Source organism: Thermococcus radiotolerans (genome assembly GCF_002214565.1).
Lineage (GTDB): Archaea > Methanobacteriota_B > Thermococci > Thermococcales > Thermococcaceae > Thermococcus > Thermococcus radiotolerans.
Genome location: NZ_CP015106.1, coordinates 1,253,530 through 1,274,600, shown reverse-complemented (window position 1 = coordinate 1,274,600; position 21,071 = coordinate 1,253,530). Strand labels below are relative to the sequence as shown.

At 56.4% G+C, this 21,071-nt stretch carries 23 protein-coding genes and 2 tRNA genes; 13 read left to right on the top strand and 12 right to left on the bottom strand.

The window, feature by feature from the left end; genetic code table 11:
• The first annotated feature begins 107 nt into the window (after positions 1 to 107).
• Positions 108 to 584 carry a magnesium-dependent phosphatase-1 gene (locus A3L10_RS07130; RefSeq protein ID WP_088866982.1) on the top strand — a complete coding sequence of 159 codons (477 nt, stop codon included), beginning with the start codon at positions 108 to 110 and terminating at the stop codon, positions 582 to 584.
• 4 nt (positions 585 to 588) lie between these two features.
• Positions 589 to 1,155 (top strand): DUF366 family protein, encoded by a 567-nt coding sequence (locus A3L10_RS07125; RefSeq protein WP_088866981.1) that lies wholly within the window; start codon positions 589 to 591, stop codon positions 1,153 to 1,155.
• Here the strand turns inward: A3L10_RS07125 and A3L10_RS07120 are convergent.
• Together A3L10_RS07120 and A3L10_RS07115 are read right to left on the bottom strand one after the other, a co-directional pair.
• Positions 1,149 to 1,760, bottom strand: coding sequence for a diacylglycerol/polyprenol kinase family protein (locus A3L10_RS07120; RefSeq protein ID WP_088866980.1), 612 nt, complete (start codon positions 1,758 to 1,760; stop codon positions 1,149 to 1,151). The genes A3L10_RS07125 and A3L10_RS07120 overlap by 7 nt on opposite strands.
• 32 nt (positions 1,761 to 1,792) lie before the next feature.
• Entirely contained in the window at positions 1,793 to 2,677 is an 885-nt protein-coding gene (locus A3L10_RS07115; RefSeq protein WP_088866979.1) for a PhoI, read from the bottom strand.
• Between the two features lie 132 nt (positions 2,678 to 2,809).
• Between A3L10_RS07115 and lysS the strand changes: the two genes are divergently transcribed.
• On the top strand, positions 2,810 to 4,390 hold the full coding sequence (lysS, locus tag A3L10_RS07110; protein WP_088866978.1) for a lysine--tRNA ligase: 1,581 nt from the start codon (positions 2,810 to 2,812) through the stop codon (positions 4,388 to 4,390).
• A gap of 120 nt (positions 4,391 to 4,510) precedes the next feature.
• Complete coding sequence (locus A3L10_RS07105) at positions 4,511 to 5,095, top strand: indolepyruvate oxidoreductase subunit beta (protein ID WP_088866977.1); 585 nt, start codon at positions 4,511 to 4,513, stop codon at positions 5,093 to 5,095.
• A 9-nt stretch (positions 5,096 to 5,104) separates the two neighbouring features.
• On the opposite strand, the gene A3L10_RS07100 is transcribed toward A3L10_RS07105, so the two are convergent.
• Positions 5,105 to 6,271 (bottom strand): MFS transporter, encoded by a 1,167-nt coding sequence (locus A3L10_RS07100; protein ID WP_088866976.1) that lies wholly within the window; start codon positions 6,269 to 6,271, stop codon positions 5,105 to 5,107.
• Positions 6,272 to 6,359: 88 nt separating this feature from the next.
• Here A3L10_RS07100 and A3L10_RS07095 point away from each other — a divergent pair, with 88 nt between their 5' ends.
• The 4 genes from A3L10_RS07095 to A3L10_RS07080 all read left to right on the top strand — a co-directional run bounded on the left by A3L10_RS07095 (position 6,360) and on the right by A3L10_RS07080 (position 10,384).
• A complete protein-coding gene (locus A3L10_RS07095; protein WP_088866975.1) occupies positions 6,360 to 7,274 on the top strand; it encodes a phosphate signaling complex PhoU family protein in 915 nt (304 codons plus the stop codon).
• A gap of 66 nt (positions 7,275 to 7,340) precedes the next feature.
• Complete coding sequence (locus tag A3L10_RS07090) at positions 7,341 to 8,261, top strand: isoaspartyl peptidase/L-asparaginase family protein (protein ID WP_088866974.1); 921 nt, start codon at positions 7,341 to 7,343, stop codon at positions 8,259 to 8,261.
• 3 nt (positions 8,262 to 8,264) lie between these two features.
• Positions 8,265 to 9,440, top strand: coding sequence for an MFS transporter (locus tag A3L10_RS07085; RefSeq protein WP_088866973.1), 1,176 nt, complete (start codon positions 8,265 to 8,267; stop codon positions 9,438 to 9,440).
• Positions 9,437 to 10,384: a radical SAM protein gene (locus A3L10_RS07080; RefSeq protein WP_088866972.1), complete on the top strand. Its 948-nt coding sequence runs from the start codon at positions 9,437 to 9,439 to the stop codon at positions 10,382 to 10,384. Before A3L10_RS07085 ends, A3L10_RS07080 begins: the two co-directional genes overlap by 4 nt.
• Here the strand turns inward: A3L10_RS07080 and A3L10_RS07075 are convergent.
• Entirely contained in the window at positions 10,374 to 10,865 is a 492-nt protein-coding gene (locus A3L10_RS07075; RefSeq protein ID WP_088866971.1) for a hypothetical protein, read from the bottom strand. The two genes, A3L10_RS07080 and A3L10_RS07075, sit on opposite strands and share 11 nt — an antisense overlap.
• Entirely contained in the window at positions 10,865 to 11,791 is a 927-nt protein-coding gene (locus A3L10_RS07070; protein WP_088867553.1) for a serine/threonine-protein kinase RIO2, read from the bottom strand. The genes A3L10_RS07075 and A3L10_RS07070 overlap by 1 nt, the downstream gene beginning before the upstream one ends.
• Positions 11,792 to 11,888: 97 nt before the next feature.
• Here A3L10_RS07070 and A3L10_RS07065 point away from each other — a divergent pair, with 97 nt between their 5' ends.
• A complete protein-coding gene (locus A3L10_RS07065; protein ID WP_088866970.1) occupies positions 11,889 to 13,013 on the top strand; it encodes an MFS transporter in 1,125 nt (374 codons plus the stop codon).
• Here A3L10_RS07065 and A3L10_RS07060 read toward each other — a convergent pair.
• Complete coding sequence (locus A3L10_RS07060) at positions 13,000 to 14,196, bottom strand: proteasome-activating nucleotidase (protein ID WP_088866969.1); 1,197 nt, start codon at positions 14,194 to 14,196, stop codon at positions 13,000 to 13,002. The genes A3L10_RS07065 and A3L10_RS07060 overlap by 14 nt on opposite strands.
• A 219-nt stretch (positions 14,197 to 14,415) precedes the next feature.
• Here A3L10_RS07060 and cas6 point away from each other — a divergent pair, with 219 nt between their 5' ends.
• Entirely contained in the window at positions 14,416 to 15,165 is a 750-nt protein-coding gene (gene cas6, locus A3L10_RS07055; protein ID WP_088181106.1) for a CRISPR-associated endoribonuclease Cas6, read from the top strand.
• On the opposite strand, the gene A3L10_RS07050 is transcribed toward cas6, so the two are convergent.
• On the bottom strand, positions 15,122 to 16,030 hold the full coding sequence (locus A3L10_RS07050; protein WP_088866968.1) for an MraY family glycosyltransferase: 909 nt from the start codon (positions 16,028 to 16,030) through the stop codon (positions 15,122 to 15,124). The genes cas6 and A3L10_RS07050 overlap by 44 nt on opposite strands.
• Positions 16,031 to 16,086: 56 nt before the next feature.
• On the opposite strand from A3L10_RS07050, the gene A3L10_RS07045 reads away from it, so the two are divergent.
• Together A3L10_RS07045 and A3L10_RS07040 are read left to right on the top strand one after the other, a co-directional pair.
• Positions 16,087 to 17,409 (top strand): glycosyltransferase, encoded by a 1,323-nt coding sequence (locus tag A3L10_RS07045; protein ID WP_088866967.1) that lies wholly within the window; start codon positions 16,087 to 16,089, stop codon positions 17,407 to 17,409.
• Between the two features lie 5 nt (positions 17,410 to 17,414).
• Complete coding sequence (locus A3L10_RS07040) at positions 17,415 to 17,780, top strand: DUF2304 domain-containing protein (RefSeq protein ID WP_088866966.1); 366 nt, start codon at positions 17,415 to 17,417, stop codon at positions 17,778 to 17,780.
• Here the strand turns inward: A3L10_RS07040 and A3L10_RS07035 are convergent.
• From A3L10_RS07035 to A3L10_RS07025, 3 genes are read right to left on the bottom strand one after another with little or no spacing between them, the layout of a single operon-like run.
• On the bottom strand, positions 17,777 to 18,313 hold the full coding sequence (locus A3L10_RS07035; RefSeq protein ID WP_088866965.1) for a deoxycytidylate deaminase: 537 nt from the start codon (positions 18,311 to 18,313) through the stop codon (positions 17,777 to 17,779). The genes A3L10_RS07040 and A3L10_RS07035 overlap by 4 nt on opposite strands.
• Before the next feature lie 6 nt (positions 18,314 to 18,319).
• On the bottom strand, positions 18,320 to 19,105 hold the full coding sequence (locus A3L10_RS07030) for a M48 family metallopeptidase (RefSeq protein ID WP_088866964.1): 786 nt from the start codon (positions 19,103 to 19,105) through the stop codon (positions 18,320 to 18,322).
• 6 nt (positions 19,106 to 19,111) lie between these two features.
• A complete protein-coding gene (locus A3L10_RS07025; RefSeq protein ID WP_088181112.1) occupies positions 19,112 to 19,477 on the bottom strand; it encodes a BlaI/MecI/CopY family transcriptional regulator in 366 nt (121 codons plus the stop codon).
• 142 nt (positions 19,478 to 19,619) lie between these two features.
• Between A3L10_RS07025 and A3L10_RS07020 the strand changes: the two genes are divergently transcribed.
• A tRNA-Arg gene (locus tag A3L10_RS07020) sits at positions 19,620 to 19,697 on the top strand.
• A 448-nt stretch (positions 19,698 to 20,145) separates the two neighbouring features.
• Here the strand turns inward: A3L10_RS07020 and A3L10_RS07015 are convergent.
• Positions 20,146 to 20,223, bottom strand: a tRNA-Val gene (locus A3L10_RS07015).
• Between the two features lie 42 nt (positions 20,224 to 20,265).
• Positions 20,266 to 21,060 (bottom strand): diphthine synthase, encoded by a 795-nt coding sequence (gene dph5 / locus A3L10_RS07010; RefSeq protein WP_088866963.1) that lies wholly within the window; start codon positions 21,058 to 21,060, stop codon positions 20,266 to 20,268.
• Positions 21,061 to 21,071: the final 11 nt, after the last annotated feature.

The following is a 21,071-nucleotide window of genomic DNA, read 5'->3' as shown; positions in this document are numbered from 1 at the left end:
TAAATCTCGTTTCTGTCTGATTGATTGCATCGCAGTGTTAAACCTACAGTTATGGTGCTTTTCCGCAATCGTTAAAACCCTCCAGCGGAGCTTTTCTTGGTGGTTGAATGAAGCTTTTAGTCCTCGATCTCGACGGTACCCTCTGGGATCATGAGGATGCATCCCGGCTTACGCCGCCATACGATTTCCACGGCGATTATCTGATTGATTCTACCGGGCAGGAACTCCATCTCTTCCCGGGAGTCAGGGAGTTCCTCGAATGGGCGGGTGGCAGGTTCATTCTGAGCATAGCGAGCTGGAACGTTGAGGAGAGGGTCAGGCCGATCCTTGAGGGATTTGGTCTCTGGGACTACTTCATGTTTCCAAAAATTGAGAACCACCCGGACAAGGCGGACATGATAGCGAGAACGCTCCGGGAGCTGGAGCTCTCTGGATACGATGTTGATATGGTCATCTACGTGGACGACAGGGATATACACATCGAAGAGGTTAAAACCGCCGTCTCTGCTATTCGGTTCATCCACATGTGGAAAGATGCCAAAGGTTTTGAGGAGTTGAGGGAACTTTTGGAAAGGATGGGGTGATAGCATGGAGCTGCTCATTGTGAAGGATAGGCACATAGACTACGACGGTTCCGCGATAGGGAGCCACTGGGCATATAGGAACTTCGGAATACTCGGGAATTCGCTCGTCGTCTTCCGCGGAAAGTGCGACGTCAAGGTTGAAGAGATGATTGACATCGAAGACCTCCGAGCGAGCAAGGAAATCAAGAGCGACGACATGGTTCACTACATCATCGAGGTCTTCGACCTTGTCAACACCCTCTTCGCCTCAACGCTTCAGAAGCTTTTCATAGCCAAGCTCTGCGAGGTTTTGGGAGAATACGGCGTGAAGACTGAGAGAAAGGGCGACGACATATACGTGGACGGCAAGAAGCTCAGCATCTCGATAGCCACCGTTTCGCCGGTCAGCGTCAAAATCCACATCGGGATAAACGTGGAAGCGAAAGGAATCCCCGAAGGTGTGAACGCCATGGGCCTGAAGGAGCTCGGCATTACCGACATCGAGGACTTCATGGAGAGGACCGGAAAGGCCCTCGTAGAGGAGTTCAACAAGGTGAAGAAGGACAGCCTGAAGGTTAGGTGGGCTCAGTAGAGGAGAAAGAGAAGACTCCCCACCAGAGGAACCGCCAGGTTATCGTCGAGCCTGTCCTGGTACTCGGCCAGGGTCAGGATGACCGCCCATCCTATTTTTCCCATCGCACCTGCATCGAGGAGAAGGAACGCTATCGCCAGCGCCGTTGCCAGGTAGCCAAGGCTTCCCGTCCAGTGCTTCCTCAGCTTGACGTTGAAGCCGTGCCGCCTGAAGTAAAAGTGTCTGATTATTCCGGTCACCCCGTCGCTTATTGCCATTGCCAGGAGCAGGGCGGTGGCGTACTCCCTCGGCAGAACCATCGGAACGACCGAGGCCGAGAAGGCAAAGAACACCTCACCGTAGTTGTGCTCTATCTGGTACCACGAGAACTCCCTCTTTTTGAGGTGCGGCCACAGTTGGAAGACACCGAAGATAAAAGCCGAGACGCCGAAGACATCTGCTGGAATTTTTCCGTAGTAGAACATCAGAACCGCAGGGACTATGCTGAAGTGGATTATCTTCCTGTTCACCCAGGCGTACTCCTCGCCGAGTTTTTTGGTTACACCGATCGCCAGCAGTATGAAGGCAGCAGCCACACTCGCGTAGATTAGCCAGCTAGGGAGCATGCGTTCCACCAAAAAATGAGAGGGGGTTGGGGTTAATATGGCTTGCCCCCGAAGGCCCTCCCCACGGTCTCCAGTGCGGTGATAAAATCGCCCGCGTGGACGACGATGTACCATCCCTCTGTTCTCGCGAGTTCTCCCCGGGACTTGCCGACCAGCTCACCGTAGAGTCCCTGAATTCTAACCCTTGGCTCCGTCGTTGAGAGCTTGAGCGTTATTTCGACCGGTCTCCCGTTCTCCCAGATGAGGCCAACCTTGAGGCCCGCCTTGGTTTCTCTCCTCTTTCTCAGGCCGAGCTTGATGTAGCGGAGCCTTTCCTCTGGAACTCCGTTCTCCCTGGCCCTCTCCAAAAAGTACTCTTCCGCAAGCGTCAGGCCGTGGAGCCCGAGGGAGTAGCCGAAAACTGGAATCCCCAGGTCTTTTCCCTTCCTCCCCTTGTAGGCGTAGACCTCTATCCTTCCGCCGGAGCCCCTGGAGGCGGTGTAGAATCCGTTTCCATCATCGTTCCTGAAATCGGCCAGGAAATTCACCAGTTCATCGTACGCCGAAAAGGGCAGCGAAAAGCTCGCCCACGTTCCCCAGACCCTGGGAGGGACGGAGACGAAGCCCATTTCCTCGAGGTGGTACTCGATCGGCTTTGGCCTGAGCACCAGAAAGCCCCTTTCCGTGAGCTCAAACTCGATGGACGTTTTTTCTCCGGATAGCATGGCAAATTTGCCATCGCTTTCAAAGTCCCGGGCCTTCAATAGGCGGCTCCTACGAATCCGTCTCTCCTCCCGCGAGCTCACCACCACTGGAATCGGTGTTTTTCTCCCGCTCTCCTTATCGTAGGGTACCCTGAAGCCAGCCTTGAGCAGCTCCTCCTGAATCTCCAGCGAGGCCGGGAAGAACACCTGCATCCTCAAGGGTTCCAGCTCCATGGGGACGCCTCCCGTTACTTTTACGAGTAGTTTTACTATCATAGCTTATAAAATTTTCCCTCTTTGAGTTGTCATCAGTTGGCCGAGCTTAAGCTTAAAAAGCCCTCAGCGGAGCTAAACCCGGTGGTGAAAATGGTTCACTGGGCGGATTACATGGCCGAGAAAATCATCAGGGAGCGCGGCGACAAGGATGAATACGTTGTGGAGAGCGGAATAACGCCGAGCGGTTACGTTCACATCGGAAACTTCCGCGAGTTCTTCACGGCCTATATAGTGGGCCACGCTTTGAGGGACAGGGGAAAGAAGGTCAGGCACATTCACATGTGGGACGACTACGACCGCTTTAGGAAGGTTCCAAAGAACGTCCCGCCCGAGTGGAAGGAGCACCTCACGAAGCCGGTTCGCGAGGTTCCGGACCCTTGGGGTTGCCACGAGAGCTACGCGGAGCACTTCATGGAGCTCTTCGAGAGCGAGGTGGAGAGGCTTGGCATAGAGGTGGACTTTCTCCACGCCTACGAACTGTACAAGTCCGGTGAGTACGCCGAGGAGATAAAGCTCGCCCTGGCCAAGCGCGAAGAGATAAAGGCCATACTCGACAAATACCGCGAGAGGGCCAAGCAGCCGCCCCTTGAGGAGGACTGGCAGCCGGTTATGGTTTACTGCCCGAAGTGCAGAAAGGAGGCGGAGTTCGTTTCATGGGACGGCGAGTGGAAGGTTTCCTACAAGTGCCCCCACTGCGGTAGCGAGGGCGAGACCGACATAAGGGACGGCAACGTCAAGCTCAGGTGGAGAGTTGACTGGCCGATGCGCTGGGCTCACTTCAAGGTGGACTTCGAGCCGGCCGGAAAGGACCACCTGGCAGCCGGCGGCTCGTACGACACCGGCAGGGAGATAGTTGAGAAGATATTCGGCTGGCCTTCACCCATAGACCTGATGTACGAGTTCGTCGGAATCAAGGGGCAGAAGGGCAAGATGAGCGGTTCAAAGGGCAACGTTATACTCCTCAGCGATCTCTACGAGGTGCTCGAGCCGGGAATAATCCGCTTCATATACGCGAAGGCGAGGCCGAACAAGGAGCTCAAGATAGACCTCGGCCTGGGCCTGCTCAACCTCTACGACGAGTTCGACAAGGTGGAGCGCATCTACTTCGGCATTGAGCAGGCCAAGAACCCTGAGGAGGAAGAGGAGCTCAAGAGAACCTACGAGCTCTCGATGCCGAAGGTTCCCGACAGGCTGACCGCGCAGGCGCCCTTCAGGTTCCTGGTTACGCTCGTCCAGATGCCGCACCTCGACGAAAGCGGCATAATCCGCGTTCTCCAGGAGCAGGGTCACGTTCCTAGGGAGCTCGGCGAAGACGACATAGAGCGCATAAGGCTCCGCATAGGGCTCGCCAAGAACTGGGTTGAGAAGTACGCCCCCGACAACGTAAAATTCAGCATCCTGGAAGAGCCCCCGGAGATCGAGCTTAGGCCTGAAATCCGGGATGCCATGCTCGAGGTCGCCGAGTGGCTCGAGGCCCACGAGGGCTTCACCGTTGAGGAACTCAACAACGCGCTCTTTGATATCGCCAAGAAGCGTGAAATCCCGAGCAAGGAGTGGTTCAAGGCGCTCTACAACGTCTTCATCGGCAAGGACCGTGGTCCAAGGCTCGCGAGCTTCCTGGCTTCCCTCGACAGGGACTTCGTCATTAGGCGCCTCCGCCTGGAGGGCTGATTTAGTTCTTCAACTTTTTCTGCCCTTTCCCTGTGGTATTTTCGAGTCTCACTCCAGCCGGCCGAATTTTCTTGACAACAGGTTTTTATCCGCTCCCTCCAATGCATCTCGGTGGTACAGATGGAGTTCAACCTCATAATCACCGGTGTTGGCGGTCAGGGTGGATTGACGCTTTCGAGGATCGTTGGGAACGCTGCCATGCACGAGGGCTACAACGTCAGGATAGGTGAAACCCTCGGGATGAGCCAGCGCTATGGAAGTGTTCTCAGCTATCTCAGGTTTGGAGAGGAGGTCTACTCACCCCTCATCGAGGAAGGGGAAGCAAACCTCATGCTCGCCCTTGAACCCGCTGAGGCGCTGAGAAACGCCCGCTTCTTGGGAAAGGACAGCCACGCAGTGATCAACGCCTACCCGATCCACACGGCAACGACCCTCGTCGGGAAGGAGAAGTATCCGGGGCTGGACGAAATAGAGGCCGCCCTGGGAAGAATCTGCCCCGTGTACATGATGGACTTCCAGCGCGAGGCGGACAGGATAAACCCCAGGACCCTCGGCGTCCTGATGCTCGGCTACGCCTACGGAAAGGGCCTCGTGCCCCTCAAGAAGGACTCCCTGCTTGAGGGAATAAGGCTCACCCTCAGGGAGAAGCTCTGGGAGATCAACTTCAGGGCCCTTGAGCGGGGAATCGAGCTCGCAAAGGGTTGACTTTCCTTTTCACTCGTTGTGTTTTATGAAGAAGGCGTAGAATATAGCCGTTGCAATGACGTAGAGCGCCGCCGTCGCATAGAACGGATAGCTCAGGGACATTCCAAACAGTAGGCCGCCGACGTAGTTCCCTCCTCCGCGCATAAAGGTTGAGAAGGCCCTCCTTATCCCCGCCGCGGTGGCCTTCTCCTCGGTCGAGAAGAAGCCCATCATGAAGGAGTCATTTATGGGCCAGACTATGTTCATGAGGATGGAGCGGACGACGTAGAGCAGTGCCGCTACCAGGAAGGTCTCTATCGAGGGGAATATCGCGAAGAGAAATGCCGCTATGCTCTGGAAGGACGTTATCACCTTCACAGGTCCTATCCTGTGAACCAGCTTTGGAAGGCCGAAGGAGCCGAGGCCCATTGCCAGCTGCTGGAAGAAGAATATCCCGCTTATTGCCGCCAAAGTTTGTCCGAACTGGAGCTTGAAGTAGAGGCTCATGTAGGGTATAGTTATCCCGGCTCCAAAGCCTATCAGCGCGCTCGGGAGGGAGAACTTGAGTATCTTGACGACCAGCTCGCGGTTCCAGTTTATCCTCGGGTTCTTCACTGGAACATCGCTTATCATGAGCAGCGCCGGGATCACGAGGGCAAACTGGAGAAGCGCCAGGGATATGACCAGTCTGTAGGCTATTCCCTCACTCAGTCCAAGCCCCACGAAAAAGCCCGGAGCAAAGCCGGCTATGAGGACTCCGAGGGCGTTGAATATCGTTCCTATTCCAAAGCTTATCGAGAAGGCGTGGTGGCGTTGAGTCTCCTCCACTTCTTCGCTGAGAAGGGCGGTAAAGTTCGGCTGCCTCAGTCCCATGTTCGCACCGACTAAGAAGAAGCCGAGGGCAAGGATATACCAGTTTAAAGCCAGGACTTGGAGAATTCTTCCGATTAGTCCGAGGAAGGCGCTTAGAATCAATGCTCTTCGATAACCAATCCTGAGTGATATCTGACCTGCCATCAAAAAGAAAAGCCCTCCCGTAAAAGTCTGTATCGAAAAGAACGTCCCCATGGCGGCCATATCGTAGCCCAAAACGGCCAGATAGAACGGCATGATGAATATCGAGAACTGGAGGAAGAGCTGGCCCGCCGCGTTAGCTGCTATGAGTATTTTCGCGTCCCTGCCGTAGTCCTGGAGCATGTACCAATATTAATCTTAGCGTTTATAAGCGTATCGAACCGAAGCCTTTTATACGTCGTCGTTCGTCTATATACCAGCGGTGGTATCTATGGAGTTCAGAAAAATTCAATTTACCGGCAGGAGTTCATACATAATCTCCCTCCCCAAGAAGTGGGTCAGGGAGCATGGGCTTGCCCAGGGCGATGTCGTTCCGCTCCTCATAAACCCCGACGGGAGCATAACCATATTCCCCAAGGAGCCGAGGGAGGTAAGCGAGAAGAAGATACTGAACATCTCGAAGGAGTATTCCCCCGACATGGCGGTCAGGCTCGTCATCTCTGCCTACATCCAGGGCTATGACGTCCTTGAGATTCACCTCGTCGAGGAGATGCCGATATACAAGGTCAAGATAAGAAAGGTCCTCCAGAGCCTTCCCGGGGTCGAGATAATACTCGACGAGCCCCAGAGGATAGTCGCCAAGAGTTTGCTCGACGAGGAGGAAGTGAACCTCGCGGAGCTCCTCAACAGGATTCGCTCGCTCATCATCTCGATGCTCGGGGACCTCGAGCTGCTGATAGTCTCGCCCGGGGACGACGAGATTCTGCGCGACATAAACGACCTTGAGAACGAGCTGGACAGGTTCTACTTCCTCATAATCCGGGCCGTCAACCGGCTTCTGAGCAAGCGCGGCGTCACGGAGGAGAGTGGCATAATCAGGAGAACCTTCGACCTGCTCGGCATACTCTTCATAGTCAGGAACATCGAGCGCATAGGCGACCACATAACGAGGATCGCCGAGAATCCGGGCGAGGTGAACGTTCCGTATCTCAAGGAGAAGTTTGAGGGGATGATGGCCCAGATCGAGGAGCGCGACCTCACGAAGATCGACAGGCTGATGCTTGAGCTGAAGGAGGAGATACGCTCGATAGACTACCGTCAGTCGATAGCCCTCGAGAGCTACCGCAGGATCCTCGAGTACCTCGAGAACATCGGTGAGACGATAATCAACATGGCGCTGAGCTGAAGTTCCTATCTTTTCGTTTCCATAACCCTTTTAACCGTTCGAGGACTTTTTATTACGGTGGTTCTCATGGTCGCGATAATAGTTCACGGCGGTGCCGGCACGATAAGGAAGGAGGAGCGCATTCCAAAGGTCATCGAGGGCGTTAGAGAGGCTGTTCTGGCCGGCTGGCGCGAGCTCAAGCGGGGTTCTGCGCTGGATGCAGTGGAAGAGGCAGTCAAAGCCCTCGAGGACAACCCGCTCTTCAACGCAGGAACTGGGAGCGTTCTTACCCTCGACGGCAAGGTCGAGATGGACGCGGCGATAATGCGCGGAAGAACCCTCGAAGCCGGCGCCGTTGCCGGAATCTGGGGCGTCAAGAATCCCATAAGCGTCGCGAGGAAGGTTATGGAGAAGACCGACCACGTGCTCCTCAACGGTGAGGGCGCGGTTAAGTTTGCCAGGCTTATGGGCTTCGAGGAGTACAACCCGGTGACCGACGAGAGGCTGAAGCAGTGGGAGGAGCTGAGGAAGAAGCTCGTTGAAACCGGTGAGACGAGACACTGGAAGAAGCTCAACGAGCTGATAAAGGAGTATCCCGAAGTCCTTAGGAGCACGGTCGGAGCGGTTGCCTTCGACGGCGAGGAGGTCGTCGCCGGAACCTCCACCGGTGGGGTGTTCCTCAAGATGTTCGGCAGGGTTGGCGACACCCCGATAATCGGCGGTGGAACCTACGCCAACGAAGTTGCGGGTGCTTCCTGCACAGGTCTCGGCGAAGTGGCGATAAAGCTCGCCCTGGCCAAGAGCGCCACCGACTTCGTCCGCCTCGGAATGGACGCCCAGGCAGCCAGCGAGGCCGCGATAAGCCTCGCCACGAAGTACTTCGGCGCCGATACGATGGGCATAATAATGGTTGATGCCAAGGGCAACGTGGGCTTCGCGAAGAATACGAAGCACATGAGCCACGCCTTCATGAGGGAGGGAATGGACGAACCCGTAGCGGGGGTTTGAGCCATCGACAGAGCGCTCCGGGACATCTGGCTCCTCAACTTCTCGACCTTCTTTTTCTTCCTGGGAATAAGCGTAGTCAACCCCATAATATCGCCCTTCGCGATAACCCTCAACGCCACGCCTTTTCTCGTTGGCCTGGTCGCAGGGGTTGCCTCCGTCGTCTCCCTGTTCTCAAAGCCCATCGGCGGCCTCATAGGGGATAGAGGTTATCGGTTCCAGGCCATGATGGCCGGCAACGCCCTTGGAATGCTGGCCGGGCTCCTCTACATAACCTCCGCGCTCCTCGGAAACCTGTGGATATTCGCCTTCGCCAGGGCGATCCACGGCTTCTCCATGGGGATATTCTTCCCCTCGAGCCTCTCCACCGCAGTTGACCTCGCACCGGAGGGACGCGTCGGCGAGACTCTGGGCTGGAGGGGCATGATGTTCTCCCTCGGCAACATAATCGGCCCGGCCCTCGGAGGCTATCTCTCCGACATCCTCGGCTTCGTCGGGGCCTTCTCATTCACCGTGACGTTCTCCCTCGTTGGCCTCGCCCTCGTAGTCCCGGTCTGGCTCGATGGCAGAAAGGCCGTTGCCAGGAGGGAGGAGAGGCACGAGGACGTCAGCTACTCCGAGCTCCTCAGGAGCTATTTCGTTGCCGCGTCGCTGGCCCTGTTCTTCTTCTCCTTCTCCTACGCCGGCATCATAACGTACCTCCCCGCGCTCTACAAGGTACTGGGGATGCCCCAGAGCCTGTTCGGCTTCTACATGATGGTCATCGGGATATCGAGCTTCGTAATGAGGCTCGTGGGCGGCAGGAGTGCCGACAGAATGGGTCCGATTCCGGTCATACGTGCCGGCATGCTCCTCGTTATCCTCGGCTACATCGTGCTGATCCTTTACAGCCTACCACCTTACTCCTACGCCAGCGCACTCCTCATCGGCGCGGGCTTCGGCCTCTCCGTTCCCGCGATGCAGCTTATGGCCCTTGGAAACCTTCCCGCGAGGATAAGGACGATGGGTTCGAGCGTTTACACGATGTTCTTCGACCTTGGGATGCTCGGGGGCCAGGTAACCCTCGGCTACGTCGCCGGCATCAGGGGTTACGCCGGGGTCTTTCCGCTGCTCCCCTTCATAGCGGGCGCATCACTTATAATAGTCCACGCGCCCCACATACTTGGAGGTAGGAAGGGATGAAGGTCAGGGTCTCCTATGGAACGGCCATAGCCATGGGACTCGTAAGGGCCAGGATGCTCGCCAGGCCAACCACCGCGTACCTCATGACGTACCACGACGGCCGCTGTCGCAACAACTGCGCCTTCTGTCCCCAGGCGAGGAAGAGCAGGGCCGACCTGAAGAAGCTCTCCAGGATAACCTGGCCTGCCTTCGACGTGGAAGAGGTCGTTGAGGCCCTCCCTGCGGGCCGCTTCGCGAGGATATGCCTCCAGACGGTTGACTATCCCGGCCTGGTCTCCGACGTTCTTGAACTCCTCGACCTTTTCCATCCGCTGGGCCTTCCGGTCTCGGTCTCGATAACCCCCGTGGATAGGGAAACCCTCGAGGAGTTCAAATCGAGGGGAGTTGACTACATCGGTGTCGGCCTCGACGTGGCCAGCGAGAGGCTCTACCCTGGGATAAAGGACTCCCTCTACTCGTGGGACGAGATGTGGCGTTTCACGAGAGACGTTATCGAGGTCTTCGGCGATGGAAAGGCCTTCATTCATCTTATAATTGGACTTGGTGAGACCGACAGGGAAGCCGTCGAGACCATCTGGAGGGCGTACTCGATGGGTGCCTGGGTTTCCCTCTTCGCCTTCACACCCATAAGGGGAACCCGTCTTGAGAACGCGAAGCCCCCGAGCCTCGCGAGGTACAGGAGAATCCAGGTGGCGCATTACCTCATAAAGGAGGGGCTTGTCACACCGGAGGATTTCGAGTTCGATGAGAGCGACTCCCTCATTGGCTTTGGAATCGAGAGGGAAAAGCTTGCCGAACTCATTCCACCCGAGGTTTTCGCCACCCACGGCTGCCCTGGCTGCAACAGGCCGTACTACAATGAAAGACCCAAAAAAGAACCCTACAACTTCCCCGAAAGTCCCGAGAGGGACTACGTGATGCGCGTCCTTGACTCTATCCTCTGAGGAGCTCGATTATCTCATTGAACTCCTCCAGCGAGAACCGCTCCTCGACCTTTTCTCCCCTCGCTATCCTCACGAGAGTTTGAACGAAGCGGTGGAGCTCCTCGTCGTCCTTCACCAGGCCCAGCGTAACGTCCATGCCCTCCGCTATCTCGCCGAGCCGGTTCTCCTCCTTCATGATGAACAGAATGTCCCCGAGCCTCTTTATCCCGAGCCGGTAGAGGTCTTCGTTGGGCGCGCGGCCTATTCCACGTACCGCGCACTTCACGGCTCCCCTGTAGTTGTCCTCCTGAAGGAAAATCTCCGCGAGTCTGAAGCAGGCCTCGAAGTAGAACTCCGGCTCCTCGTCCCTCGCCAGCTCCATTATCTCGTCGAGCTTTCGCTTGGCGGTCTCGAGATCCCTGGCGTTCTCCGCCTCTATGGCCTCCCGGAAGAGCCTCATGATCCTCTCGCGCCGGTTCAGCGGCTCGTACTTTATCACCATCATACCTCACCCCTGCTCTCGAGCCAGGCTCTCTCAAAGTCCGGCCAGACATCTTCAAACCTCTTCTCCACGCGCCACCTTCTTCTGAATGCGTTGAGGAGCACGATTATGTCCCTTTTGAGAAGCTCGTAACTCTCCGGGCGGTCGGTCGTGACGTACTGGGCCCAGTCAATTATGAGAATGCCCCCGTCGTGGGTCAGGACTACGTTGAACTCGCTCATATCCGAGTGAACGATGCCGAAGCGAACTATCTTGAGGTATTCATCCAGAACGGTGTCGAGTATCTCCCGCGCCTCCTCCATAGAGAGGTCGGTGTCGCGCAGCTCCGCCAGTTCGGTTCCGTCTATAAACTCCATAACGATGACGTGCCTGTTCCACGCTATCGGCCTCGGCACCCGGGCTATTGGGCTCAACAGGGTCAGCGCCTCGTACTCCTTCTTCGCTATGAGCCTCGAAACGTAGAGCCAGCTCGTGTGTCTTTTGTCCTGGAAGACGTGCCCGTGATAGGCCGCTTTTCTTGAGGCGGTTCTGCCGCCTATGCGGTTAAACTTGACTGCTACCTTCTCCCCCGCCGGCGTTACTCCCACGTACACATCGGCGTCCTTTCCAACGCCTATCTGGGCGGTGCTTATGGCCTCTACAACGCCCTTCTTCGCCAGCGCCCTTATCGCCAGGACGTCGTAGCCGTGTATCGTGAGCTGGTAGCCGATGTAGCCTATATCGCTCCTCCGCCTGACGAGGGACAGGTCGTCCAGCTTGCCCAGCCTGAAGGATGCGGTTTCCACGTCAACCCTCGCGAACCTAGCTATGTCCTCGAGCGGAACCCACCTGTGGTGCCGCATATTCAGCTCTACCCCTCTGAGTATCCTGAAGTCCAGGTCCCGCAGGTTGGGATAGGCCTCGAGTGCCAGCAGCTTGCTCACCATCTCTCTTCCCTGAAGTCGGTTTCCGGCCTGCATTTATAAAGGTAGTTGGACGCTCCCCTCCAACATGCTTTTAAACGCTTAGTCCTTTATCGAAACCATGCGGAAGAGGCTCCTCCTGCTGGTCTCGCTCGGCTGGGTCTTCAACTACGCCCACAGGATGGCAATTCCGCCCCTTATTCCGATGATAAAGGCCGAGCTGGGGATAAACAATGCCGAGGCCGGACTTTTGATGACGGCCCTGCTTCTACCCTACGCGCTCATACAGGTTCCAGCCGGGTACATCGGTGACCGCTTTGGGCGGAAGAGGCTCCTTGTCCTCAGCATAATCGGCTACTCGCTCTCATCCGCCCTCATAATCTTTGCCCGCGGGTACTGGGAACTGCTCGCGGTTCGAGCACTGTATGGCCTCTTCTCCGGCCTCTACTACGCCCCCGCAACGGCTCTGATAAGTGAGGTCTACCGCGAGAGGAAGGGCTCCGCGCTGGGCGTCTTCATGGTCGGCCCGCCCGTTGGCAGCGGAATAGCCCCCCTGATAGTCGTCCCCATAGCGATGAGCCTCGAATGGCGCTACGCCTTCCCCGCGCTCGCGGCAATGAGCCTGGCAATCGGAATAGCCCTGGCCTTCGCCATCAAGGGGGAGGTCTCAAAACCTTTGAGGGTCACGTTCTCCATCCCTCGGAACGTTTTTCTGCTCAGCGCGGCGAACTTCATAGTCCTGGCGGCTTTCTTCGGCCTCCTCACGTTCCTGGTATCTTTCCTTGTGAACTCGGGCGTCTCCCTTGAGACCGCGTCCCTGCTGTTCTCCCTTCTCTCGGTTATCGGAATAGCAGGTTCCCTCTTCGGCGGCGGCCTCTACGACAGAATCGGAAGGAGAAGCATAGCGGTGGTCTTCGGTCTCAACGCCCTTCTCACACTGATTCTTGCCCTCACGGCTTCTCCCTGGGTGATAATTCCCCTGGGACTGGCGTTCTATTCGGTCGGTGCCATAGTCACCGCATACACATCGGAAAAGGCCACCGGGGAGAACTTGGGTTCGGTCATGGGCTTCGTCAACATGATTGGGTTCTTTGGCGCAACCGTCGGTCCGTACCTCGTTGGGCTCCTCATTGACGGCTTCGGCTATGAGAAGGCGTTTCTCTCAATACCCGCCATGTACCTGCTGGCGTGGGGGATAATCCGGGTGGAAGAAAAGCTGGAAAAGAAGGAAATCAGCCGTACATGACTTCGTGCATGGCTATCTGTTGTGCCAGCTTCTGTTCAGAGCTGAAGACCTTCTCTATTGCCTTGAGGAAGTCGTCCTGGGTAACGTACTCGCGCCTTGCCCTTATGGCGAACATTCCGGCCTCGGTGGCTATGGCCTTGAGGTCCGCTCCGCTTGCTCCCTCGGTCATCTCCGCTATTATGCGCAGGTCAACGCCCTTGAGGTTCATCTTCCTCGTGTGGACCCTGAGTATTTCCAGCCTGCCCTTGAAGTCCGGAAGCGGAACCTCTATCAGCCTGTCAAAGCGTCCGGGCCTCAGCAGGGCCGGATCGAGAATGTCGGGCCTGTTCGTTGCCGCTATCACCTTGACGTTTCCGCTCGGATCGAAGCCGTCCATCTCGGCCAGAAGCTGCATCAAGGTCCTGTTGACCTCTCTCTCGCCGCCGGTCGTCTCGTCCATCCTCTTTGCACCTATTGCGTCAATTTCGTCGATGAATATTATCGTCGGGGCCTTCTCCTTGGCCAGTTCAAAGAGCTCGTGAACCAGCCTTGCCCCTTCGCCTATGAACTTCCTCACCAGCTCGCTGCCGACGACCTTTATGAAGGTGGCGTTGACCTCGTGGGCGAGCGCCTTGGCCATGAGGGTCTTTCCACAGCCCGGCGGGCCGTAGAGGAGGACTCCCTTCGGCGGCTCAATTCCCACCTTCTCGAAGAGCTCAGGGTGCCTGAGCGGAAGCTCCACTGCCTCCCTCAGCTCCTGCAGCTGTTTGTCCAGACCGCCAACGTCTTTGTAGCTGACCTCTGGCCTCTCGATGACCTCGAAGCCGAGAACGCTCGGGTCCTTCTCGCTGGGGAGGAGCTCCACAACCGCCATCGTTCTCTGGTCGAGGGCAACCCTCGCTCCGGGCTTCAGGTCCTCCCGCTCTATCCACGGGGCTATTCTGACAACGAAGCGCGGTCCGTTGTAGTTCTGGACTATCGCCCTGTCCTCGTCGAGTAGCTCGAGGAGTGTGCCCGCGAAGGCCGGGGGCTGCCTCAGCCGGGACATCTCCATCCTAAGGCGAGAGAGCTCCCTCTCCAGCCTCTCCTTATCGGCCTCAAGGGTTCTCACCTGGAGTTCAAGCTGCCTAATCCTCCTCTTGAGGTACATGATGTAATCATCGTACTCGTCCGATGGTTTAACTCCGACGTCTTCAACGCTCATAATCTTTCACCTCTCACATTTCAAACTGTGTAGAAGGGTCTTTTTAACTCTATCTTTTCCATGCATGCTTTGGGGCACCCGGCTTTATATATCTTTGGTACGGGATGTGCGAATTTTTCCTGACTTAATTTTGAAGTAATGGAACCATGGTTTATCTGCGAAATTCTTATTAACTTCGAGTACCAAGTATAAAGGGGTTATAGCAAGGGGTGGGATGTAATGAGAGTTGAGATAAAGTTCAGGCCCGCAAAGGAGGGCACGATTCTCCCGTTCAATTATAACTATGACGTTTACGCTCAGCTTCTTGAGAAAATGGCCATTGTCTCGCCCGAAATAGCCCGGGAGGCCGAGGTGAGTCACGTTGATTACTTCACATTCTCCCGCATCATGGTCAGGAAGCGCGAACTGATACCAGATAAGGGAATAAAGGTGCTCTCCGACGATGTTTCCCTCTACGTCTCCTCGTCTTCCAGCGAGTTGATAAAGGCCGTTGTGGAGGGCTTTATTGACAGCCCGGTTCTCCAGCTGGGCGATGCGGCTTTCATAGCGGACGACATCAAAATACTGAAGGAGCCCAGGATACGGGATGGGGCGCTCTTTTCGACGCTCAGTCCAATAATGGTCAGAACGGTCAAGCTCAGCGGCAACAAGATGAAGATATGGGACCTCTATCCGAGCGAGGAGGCCTTCTTCGACAAGCTCCGCAAGGTAATGCTGATGCGCTACTCTGCCATAGTCGGGGCCATGCCCGAGGAGAAGGACTTTACGATAGATGTCATAAAGTTCAAGCCGGTCAGGATTCTCGTCAGGGACACCTACTACCGCGGCTCCCTCATGATATTCCGCTACCATGGCTCCCTCGAGATAGCCCGCTTCGGCTACGAGAACGGCTTCGGTGAGAAGACCCGCTACGGCTTTGGAATGGTCAAAGTGATCGATGAAGAGCCCAAACGAGAAGACCAAGAGTGAGCTCTATCAGCCACACAATCGCAACCAGCTTGGGCTCCGTCACCCTGGCCCTTCTCATTATTGTCCCCAGGAAGCTGGGGTACGGCGGCGCCTGAAGCGTCCCGTCCGGCAGAACCCTCGTTCTTCCGTGCCTCCTCACGCCAAAACGGACGCTCGTTGCCTTTATAACGAAGTCCAGGAAGTGGGGAACCAAGAGCAACGCCGCGTAGGCCTCTACCTTTCCGGTGATAGCGACGAGGCCTATCAGGGCGCCTGCGCTGAGCGTTCCGGTGTCGCCCGGAAAAACCTTCGCAGGATACCTGTTCCACCAGAGGAACCCGAGGGCCGCCCCCATGCCAGCGAGGGCGAGGAGCCTCGCTTCCCCATCGGTTATGGCCGCTAAAACACCGAGGATTATGGCGGAAGTGCCCATCTCCAGCCCGTTGAAGCCGGCCAGCAGGTTCACCAGGTTTGCCGAGCCCGTGACGAAGAGTACCGCGAAGACGGGGTACAGGATGCCGAGGTTGAGCGTGTAGCCGAAGACGTTAACCTCCGGCGCGAGGCCGAAGAACGCCACCGGAAAGGAGACTATGAGCGAGAGGATGACCTTGTGGAGCTGTCTCAAATTCGTCAGGTCGTCTATGATTCCAACGACCCCGAAGAGCAGGAAAACCATGAGAACTCTCGCGATCTCCTCGCTCATGAAGGGCGAGAGCGCCACGGGAAGGGCGAGGAGGATTGCTACTCCCCCCATCTCAGCCACTTCCGGACGGCCCATCTTGTGGATGTCCTTCCCGATGATTCCAGCCCTCTTCATCCTCGCGGCTATGTAGGGGGTAAGAATGAGCGTCAGGGTTAAACCTATAAGCGGAGCGGCCGCTATCATATTTGGACACCCAAATCCCTTAGGACTGGCCAAAAATAAACCCTTCGGTGGATACCATGGACGTAAAACTTGTGGTCTTTGACCTCGACGGGACGCTGGTCGGCGCGCCCAAGCCCTTCGCGGAACTCAAGGAGGAGCTTAAATCCAGGCTCTCCGAGATGGGAATACCCGAGGAAACCCTCGGCGACCTGACACCGATGTACGAGAGCCTGCTCAGAATATCACGCGAGACCGGGAGGGACTTCGGGGAGCTTTATTCAATCTTGGTCGAGCTTGAGGTCGAGAGGATTGGGGATAGTTTCCTCTTTGAAGGGGTTCTGGACGTTCTGGATTTTCTGAGGAAAAGGGGCATTGAGATGGCGATAATGACCAGGAGCTCCCGGGAGGCGACCCTGAAGGCGCTGGAGATGCACGGAATAAGGGAGTACTTCCGGATAATCTCGACGAGGGACGACGTTCCTCCAGATGGGCTCAAACCAAACGCCGGGCAGTTGAGGAGGATAATTGAGTCCTTTGGCACAGAGCCCACCAAGGTTCTGGTGGTGGGCGACCATGGCTACGACATACTCCCCGCTAGGGAGCTCGGTGCGTTGAGCGTCATGATAACGGGGCATACCGCGGGGAGGATGAGCTTTTCGGTGGATTCTACGCCGGATTTTGAAGTCCAGGATATGAAGGGGCTCCTGCTCCTCCTGGAGAACATTCTGGATGCCTACGTTGTCGTCCCGGCCTACAACGAGGAGAAAACCCTTGGAGGCGTCCTGGACGACCTGCTCAGGTACTTCAGGCGGGAAGAGATAGTGGTGGTCAACGACGGCTCCGGGGACATGACGAGGGAGATAGCCCGCTCGAAGGGCGTTCACGTTCTCACCCACCTCGTCAACAGGGGGCTGGGCGGTGCGCTCGGAACTGGAATCGCCTACGCCCTCAGGCAGAAGGCCAGGCTCATACTGACGTTCGATGCCGACGGACAGCACCTCGTGAGCGACGCCCTGCGCGTCATGAAGCCCGTCGCCGAGGGAGGGGCTGACTTTGCGGTTGGTTCGAGGCTCAAGGGCGACACCAGCCAGATGCCCTTCGTGAAGCGCTTTGGAAACTTCGTTCTCGACGCAATAACGGCCGTCTTTGCCCGGAAGTATGTGAGCGACAGCCAGAGCGGTCTGCGCTGCCTCAGCAGGGAATGTGCGTCCAAGATTAGAATAACGTGCGACCGCTACGCGGTTTCGAGCGAGATCATAATCGAGGCCGCCAGGAACCGATGCCGCATCGTTGAGGTGCCCATCCGCGCCGTCTACACGGAGTACTCGATGAAGAAGGGGACGAACATCTTGGAGGGAGTTAAGATAGCCCTCAACCTGCTGTTTGATAAGCTGAGGTGATGGGGATGTACGCCGTTCAGTACATAGCCATAGTCGTTGTGCTGGCCCTGATGCTCTACGTTATGGGGAAGTACGGGAAGAAGGAGTTTGAGTGGGGCGATTTCCTCTTTTGGGAGGCTATCCTTCTGGGTCTCTTGATAATCGCACTATTCCCCCTTAAGATAGCTGAGGAAATAAAGAACCTTCTCGGCCTTGGAAGGGGACTAGATGCCCTCTTTGTCATTGGAATAGCTTTGTCATATCTTATGATACTGAAGGTTTACGTGGCAGTGGACAAAACGGAGAGGGAGATAACCGAACTGACGAGGAAAATCGCCATCGAACTTGAGGAGATGAACAGAAGACTGGAGAAAATCGAGGAGAAGCTCTAATCCACGAACTCCCCGAAAAGCTCCTCCAGAAAGACCCGTACCCTCTCCTTCGGGAGCCTGAACTGTCTTATCCTGACTATTCCTTTTTCCTGCGCTTCCTTCAGGAGAATCTCAGTCGCCTCGTTGGGGTACATCTCCTCGTAGACTATCTCCCGGATTCCGGCGTTGATGACCAGCTTGAAACAGGTGTCGCAGGGGAAGTGGGTGACGTAGAGCGTCGCCCCCTCGAGGCTTATGCCCTTTCTAGCCGCCATCGCTATGACGTTCTGCTCCGCATGGACGGCCCTGTGGCAGTGGCCGTCGACGATGATGCATCCGGCGTCTATACAGTGCTCCATGCCCCTCGGTGCACCGTTGTAGCCAGTTGCAAGGATGTAACCGTCCTTTACGGCCACGGCCCCAACCCTCAGGCGCGGACAGGTAGCCCTGAGCGATACGAGCTTGGCTATGAGCATAAAGTACTCGTCCTTGGTGGGCCGTATGCGCTTTATCCTTTCAGCCCTTTCCCTGTCCAGTACTATCTCCACCGCCATAAGGCATCACTGCATCATGCGCTGGTTAAACATGTTGTTGCCGTGAATCTCGACGAGTATCCTGAATATCCTCTCATCGTAGCTCGGGTGGGTTTCTATCCTCGGGACCTTCTGGCGCCTCTCTATGGACGGCTCTATGCTAGGCACGGCGCTCAGCCTCACATCGGCCCTGAGGTCCTCGTAGTACTTGAGCTCTTCCAGGGCATGCTTCAGACTCATGGGCACGTCCAGCAGCCTGAGTGCCGATTCATCCGCCAGGAACTCCCTGCCCTTGAGGAAGTTCGCCCTGGCGACCTCGTAGAGGGCGTAGAGGAGCAGCGCCGCCAGTGTAACGCTCGGCCTGTGGGCAAGGAGTACCAGTACTCCCGTGAAGACCATCATCAGGTACCTGCCGTACGCCAGTACGGGGAATACCTTGGTGTCACCGTTCTTTATGTGGCCCAGCTCGTGGGCAGCAACTGCGAGTATCTCCTCCCTGTCGAGCACCTCGAAGAGGCCGAGGGAGAGTACTATCGTGTTTTTGAACGAGTACGCGTTCGGTATGTAGTCGTCCAGGATGTATATCCGGGGCATTGGGATTCCGGCCTTGCTGGCCATCTCGGCTATGCCGTCGTAGAGCCAAGGCATCTCGCTCCTCTGGAGGGTTACGTAGTTGCCCTTGACGTCCCTGGTTGAGACCCAGAAGTAGAGGAGCACTATGGAGCCGAAGGCAGCCATGGCTATCTTAAGGCCCAGCTCCCTTAGGGCTATCACCGCCAGCAAGACCTCGAGGGCCACGATGATGAACAGCATTTCTCATCACTTCTTGATTTTGGACAGGTACGCGTAGGTCGCCTCCTTGAAATTCGTCATTAGTGCGTCTAGGATGCTCTGGACGACCCGCTCCTCGAACTCCTCCCTGGTTGTCGTTATGGAGTAGACGTATCTCATTCCGCCCCTGCCTTTCTCAACGCTCCTCTTGAGAAGGCCGCGCTCGCACAGGCGGTTCATGAGGATGCTTATGGTGGAGCGCCTTATGTCCGGGTGCTTCACCTTCATGTACTCGTATACCTGGCCGGCGGTGGCAACCTGGACCTTCCACATGTGCTCCATTATCTCGGCTTCGAGGGGTGGAAGAACAGCCTTTATACCCTCCTCGGTGAGCTTGAATTCATGCGGTTCCATGGTTCATTCCTCCTTCGTCCTGTTCTATGTAGGGTGCCCAGGCTAAAAAGTTTTTGTGCTTTTCGATGCCTTGATGAACATTATGGTCCATCCGTCTGGGTGATTAGGTTTTTAAATTCACCCAGGGAATACCTATGGGCGTGGGCCGGTGGCCTAGTCAGGACAGGGCGTCGGCCTCCGGAGCCGAAGGTCGCGGGTTCAAATCCCGCCCGGCCCGCCACAACGAAAGACAAGGGGGCTCTGCCCCCTTATCTCTCTGTACTCTCAAACCCCCGTAGTGGGGTTCCACCCCACAACCCCGTTCTTCTCTAAAAACCTGGGAAACTACGTTTCCCCACCTTCCTTACTCCTTAATCCTCCGGGGGGCTACCCCCACACCCCCGAAGAACCTTGAAGGCAAACTTTTGAAGAAGCTTAACCAAAAGAGCCTCTTTTCGTCAGATTGGCAGGAATCAGAGCGCGTGCTCTAAAACTTGCCCGTGAAGGGGGTTTGAGTTTAGAATAAGCCATTAATCAGGTTTCACTCTCATTCTGGCGCCCGCTGGACGCCTTGTGGAGAGTGAAACACTGTAAAATGACTGATTGGAGAGTAAACCACTTGGAAAACAAGTGTTTTTTAGAACTGCACGCACTCTTTCCGTCAACGCTTTCGTTAGAAAGGGTTGATGTGGTGGGCCCGCGGGGGTTCGAACCCCGGACCTCCGCCGTGTGAGGGCGGCGTCATAACCAGGCTAGACCACGGGCCCTTCCCGGAATTAGTGGGCGGAGGGGAAAATATAAAGCTTTCGCTAGATTCCGTCGAGTATCTCTTTTGGGGCCCCCGCGAAGGCCACCAGGTACTCCGCCTCCACTATGTGGAGCCTGCCAGGAACGACCATCACGTGGGGCTGTCTCCCGAAGTCCTCCTGGATCATGTCCCGAACGTAGCCGGCCCTGAGCGTCGGGTTCAGCGAGCCCGCCCTCGCCAGAACCACGACCAGCGTGTTCGGGGTGAAGACGTTTTCCTTCTTCATGTCCTCCACTTGGAGGAGTATCTCCATTGCCTCGTTGGCCGTCATGTAGCGGTTCTGCTCGGCCTTTATGTCGAGGAAGAGCATCGTGTGAAGGTTTCTTTCCATATTCTCCTTTATTACATCGTAGTGGCTCGTTGGAAACCAGTTCTTCTCCGGGTAGGCGACGGTTGCGCTCTTGCCGAACTTGTATATCTGCAGTCCGGTTACCGCTATCGCAGAGTAGATGCTCGGGGCGTGGATGACGTAGCTCTCGATTCCGAGCTCCTTGGCCCTTATGCGGAGGTCAGAATGCGTCGTCGCCACCATCGGATCGCCGGCGGTCAGAAAAGCCACGTCCTTCTCCCGGGCCTCGCTGAGGACTATTCTCTCAAAATGGAGCTCAACCTCCTCCCTGCTCAGCCGCCGGATGGGCTTCCCGATAAGCTCCTCCACCTTATCCAGGGTAGTACCCGCCAGGAGGGAGGTATAAAATTCCGCGAAGACCAGGTCGCATTTTCTGGCGGTTTCAAGTCCTTTGAGCGTGATGTCCCTCTCGTCGTAAAGGCCGAGTCCTATGAAGTATATCGCCATGAGCCTCACCG

Coding starts and splice junctions, on each gene's coding strand:
- A3L10_RS07130 (WP_088866982.1), top strand. CDS start 108: ATGAAGCTTTTAGTCCTCGATCTCGACGGTACCCTCTGGGATCATGAG.
- A3L10_RS07125 (WP_088866981.1), top strand. CDS start 589: ATGGAGCTGCTCATTGTGAAGGATAGGCACATAGACTACGACGGTTCC.
- A3L10_RS07120 (WP_088866980.1), bottom strand. CDS start 1,760: ATGCTCCCTAGCTGGCTAATCTACGCGAGTGTGGCTGCTGCCTTCATA.
- A3L10_RS07115 (WP_088866979.1), bottom strand. CDS start 2,677: ATGGAGCTGGAACCCTTGAGGATGCAGGTGTTCTTCCCGGCCTCGCTG.
- lysS (WP_088866978.1), top strand. CDS start 2,810: ATGGTTCACTGGGCGGATTACATGGCCGAGAAAATCATCAGGGAGCGC.
- A3L10_RS07105 (WP_088866977.1), top strand. CDS start 4,511: ATGGAGTTCAACCTCATAATCACCGGTGTTGGCGGTCAGGGTGGATTG.
- A3L10_RS07100 (WP_088866976.1), bottom strand. CDS start 6,271: ATGCTCCAGGACTACGGCAGGGACGCGAAAATACTCATAGCAGCTAAC.
- A3L10_RS07095 (WP_088866975.1), top strand. CDS start 6,360: ATGGAGTTCAGAAAAATTCAATTTACCGGCAGGAGTTCATACATAATC.
- A3L10_RS07090 (WP_088866974.1), top strand. CDS start 7,341: ATGGTCGCGATAATAGTTCACGGCGGTGCCGGCACGATAAGGAAGGAG.
- A3L10_RS07080 (WP_088866972.1), top strand. CDS start 9,437: ATGAAGGTCAGGGTCTCCTATGGAACGGCCATAGCCATGGGACTCGTA.
- A3L10_RS07075 (WP_088866971.1), bottom strand. CDS start 10,865: ATGGTGATAAAGTACGAGCCGCTGAACCGGCGCGAGAGGATCATGAGG.
- A3L10_RS07070 (WP_088867553.1), bottom strand. CDS start 11,791: ATGGTGAGCAAGCTGCTGGCACTCGAGGCCTATCCCAACCTGCGGGAC.
- A3L10_RS07065 (WP_088866970.1), top strand. CDS start 11,889: ATGCGGAAGAGGCTCCTCCTGCTGGTCTCGCTCGGCTGGGTCTTCAAC.
- A3L10_RS07060 (WP_088866969.1), bottom strand. CDS start 14,196: ATGAGCGTTGAAGACGTCGGAGTTAAACCATCGGACGAGTACGATGAT.
- cas6 (WP_088181106.1), top strand. CDS start 14,416: ATGAGAGTTGAGATAAAGTTCAGGCCCGCAAAGGAGGGCACGATTCTC.
- A3L10_RS07050 (WP_088866968.1), bottom strand. CDS start 16,030: ATGATAGCGGCCGCTCCGCTTATAGGTTTAACCCTGACGCTCATTCTT.
- A3L10_RS07045 (WP_088866967.1), top strand. CDS start 16,087: ATGGACGTAAAACTTGTGGTCTTTGACCTCGACGGGACGCTGGTCGGC.
- A3L10_RS07040 (WP_088866966.1), top strand. CDS start 17,415: ATGTACGCCGTTCAGTACATAGCCATAGTCGTTGTGCTGGCCCTGATG.
- A3L10_RS07035 (WP_088866965.1), bottom strand. CDS start 18,313: ATGGCGGTGGAGATAGTACTGGACAGGGAAAGGGCTGAAAGGATAAAG.
- A3L10_RS07030 (WP_088866964.1), bottom strand. CDS start 19,105: ATGCTGTTCATCATCGTGGCCCTCGAGGTCTTGCTGGCGGTGATAGCC.
- A3L10_RS07025 (WP_088181112.1), bottom strand. CDS start 19,477: ATGGAACCGCATGAATTCAAGCTCACCGAGGAGGGTATAAAGGCTGTT.
- dph5 (WP_088866963.1), bottom strand. CDS start 21,060: ATGGCGATATACTTCATAGGACTCGGCCTTTACGACGAGAGGGACATC.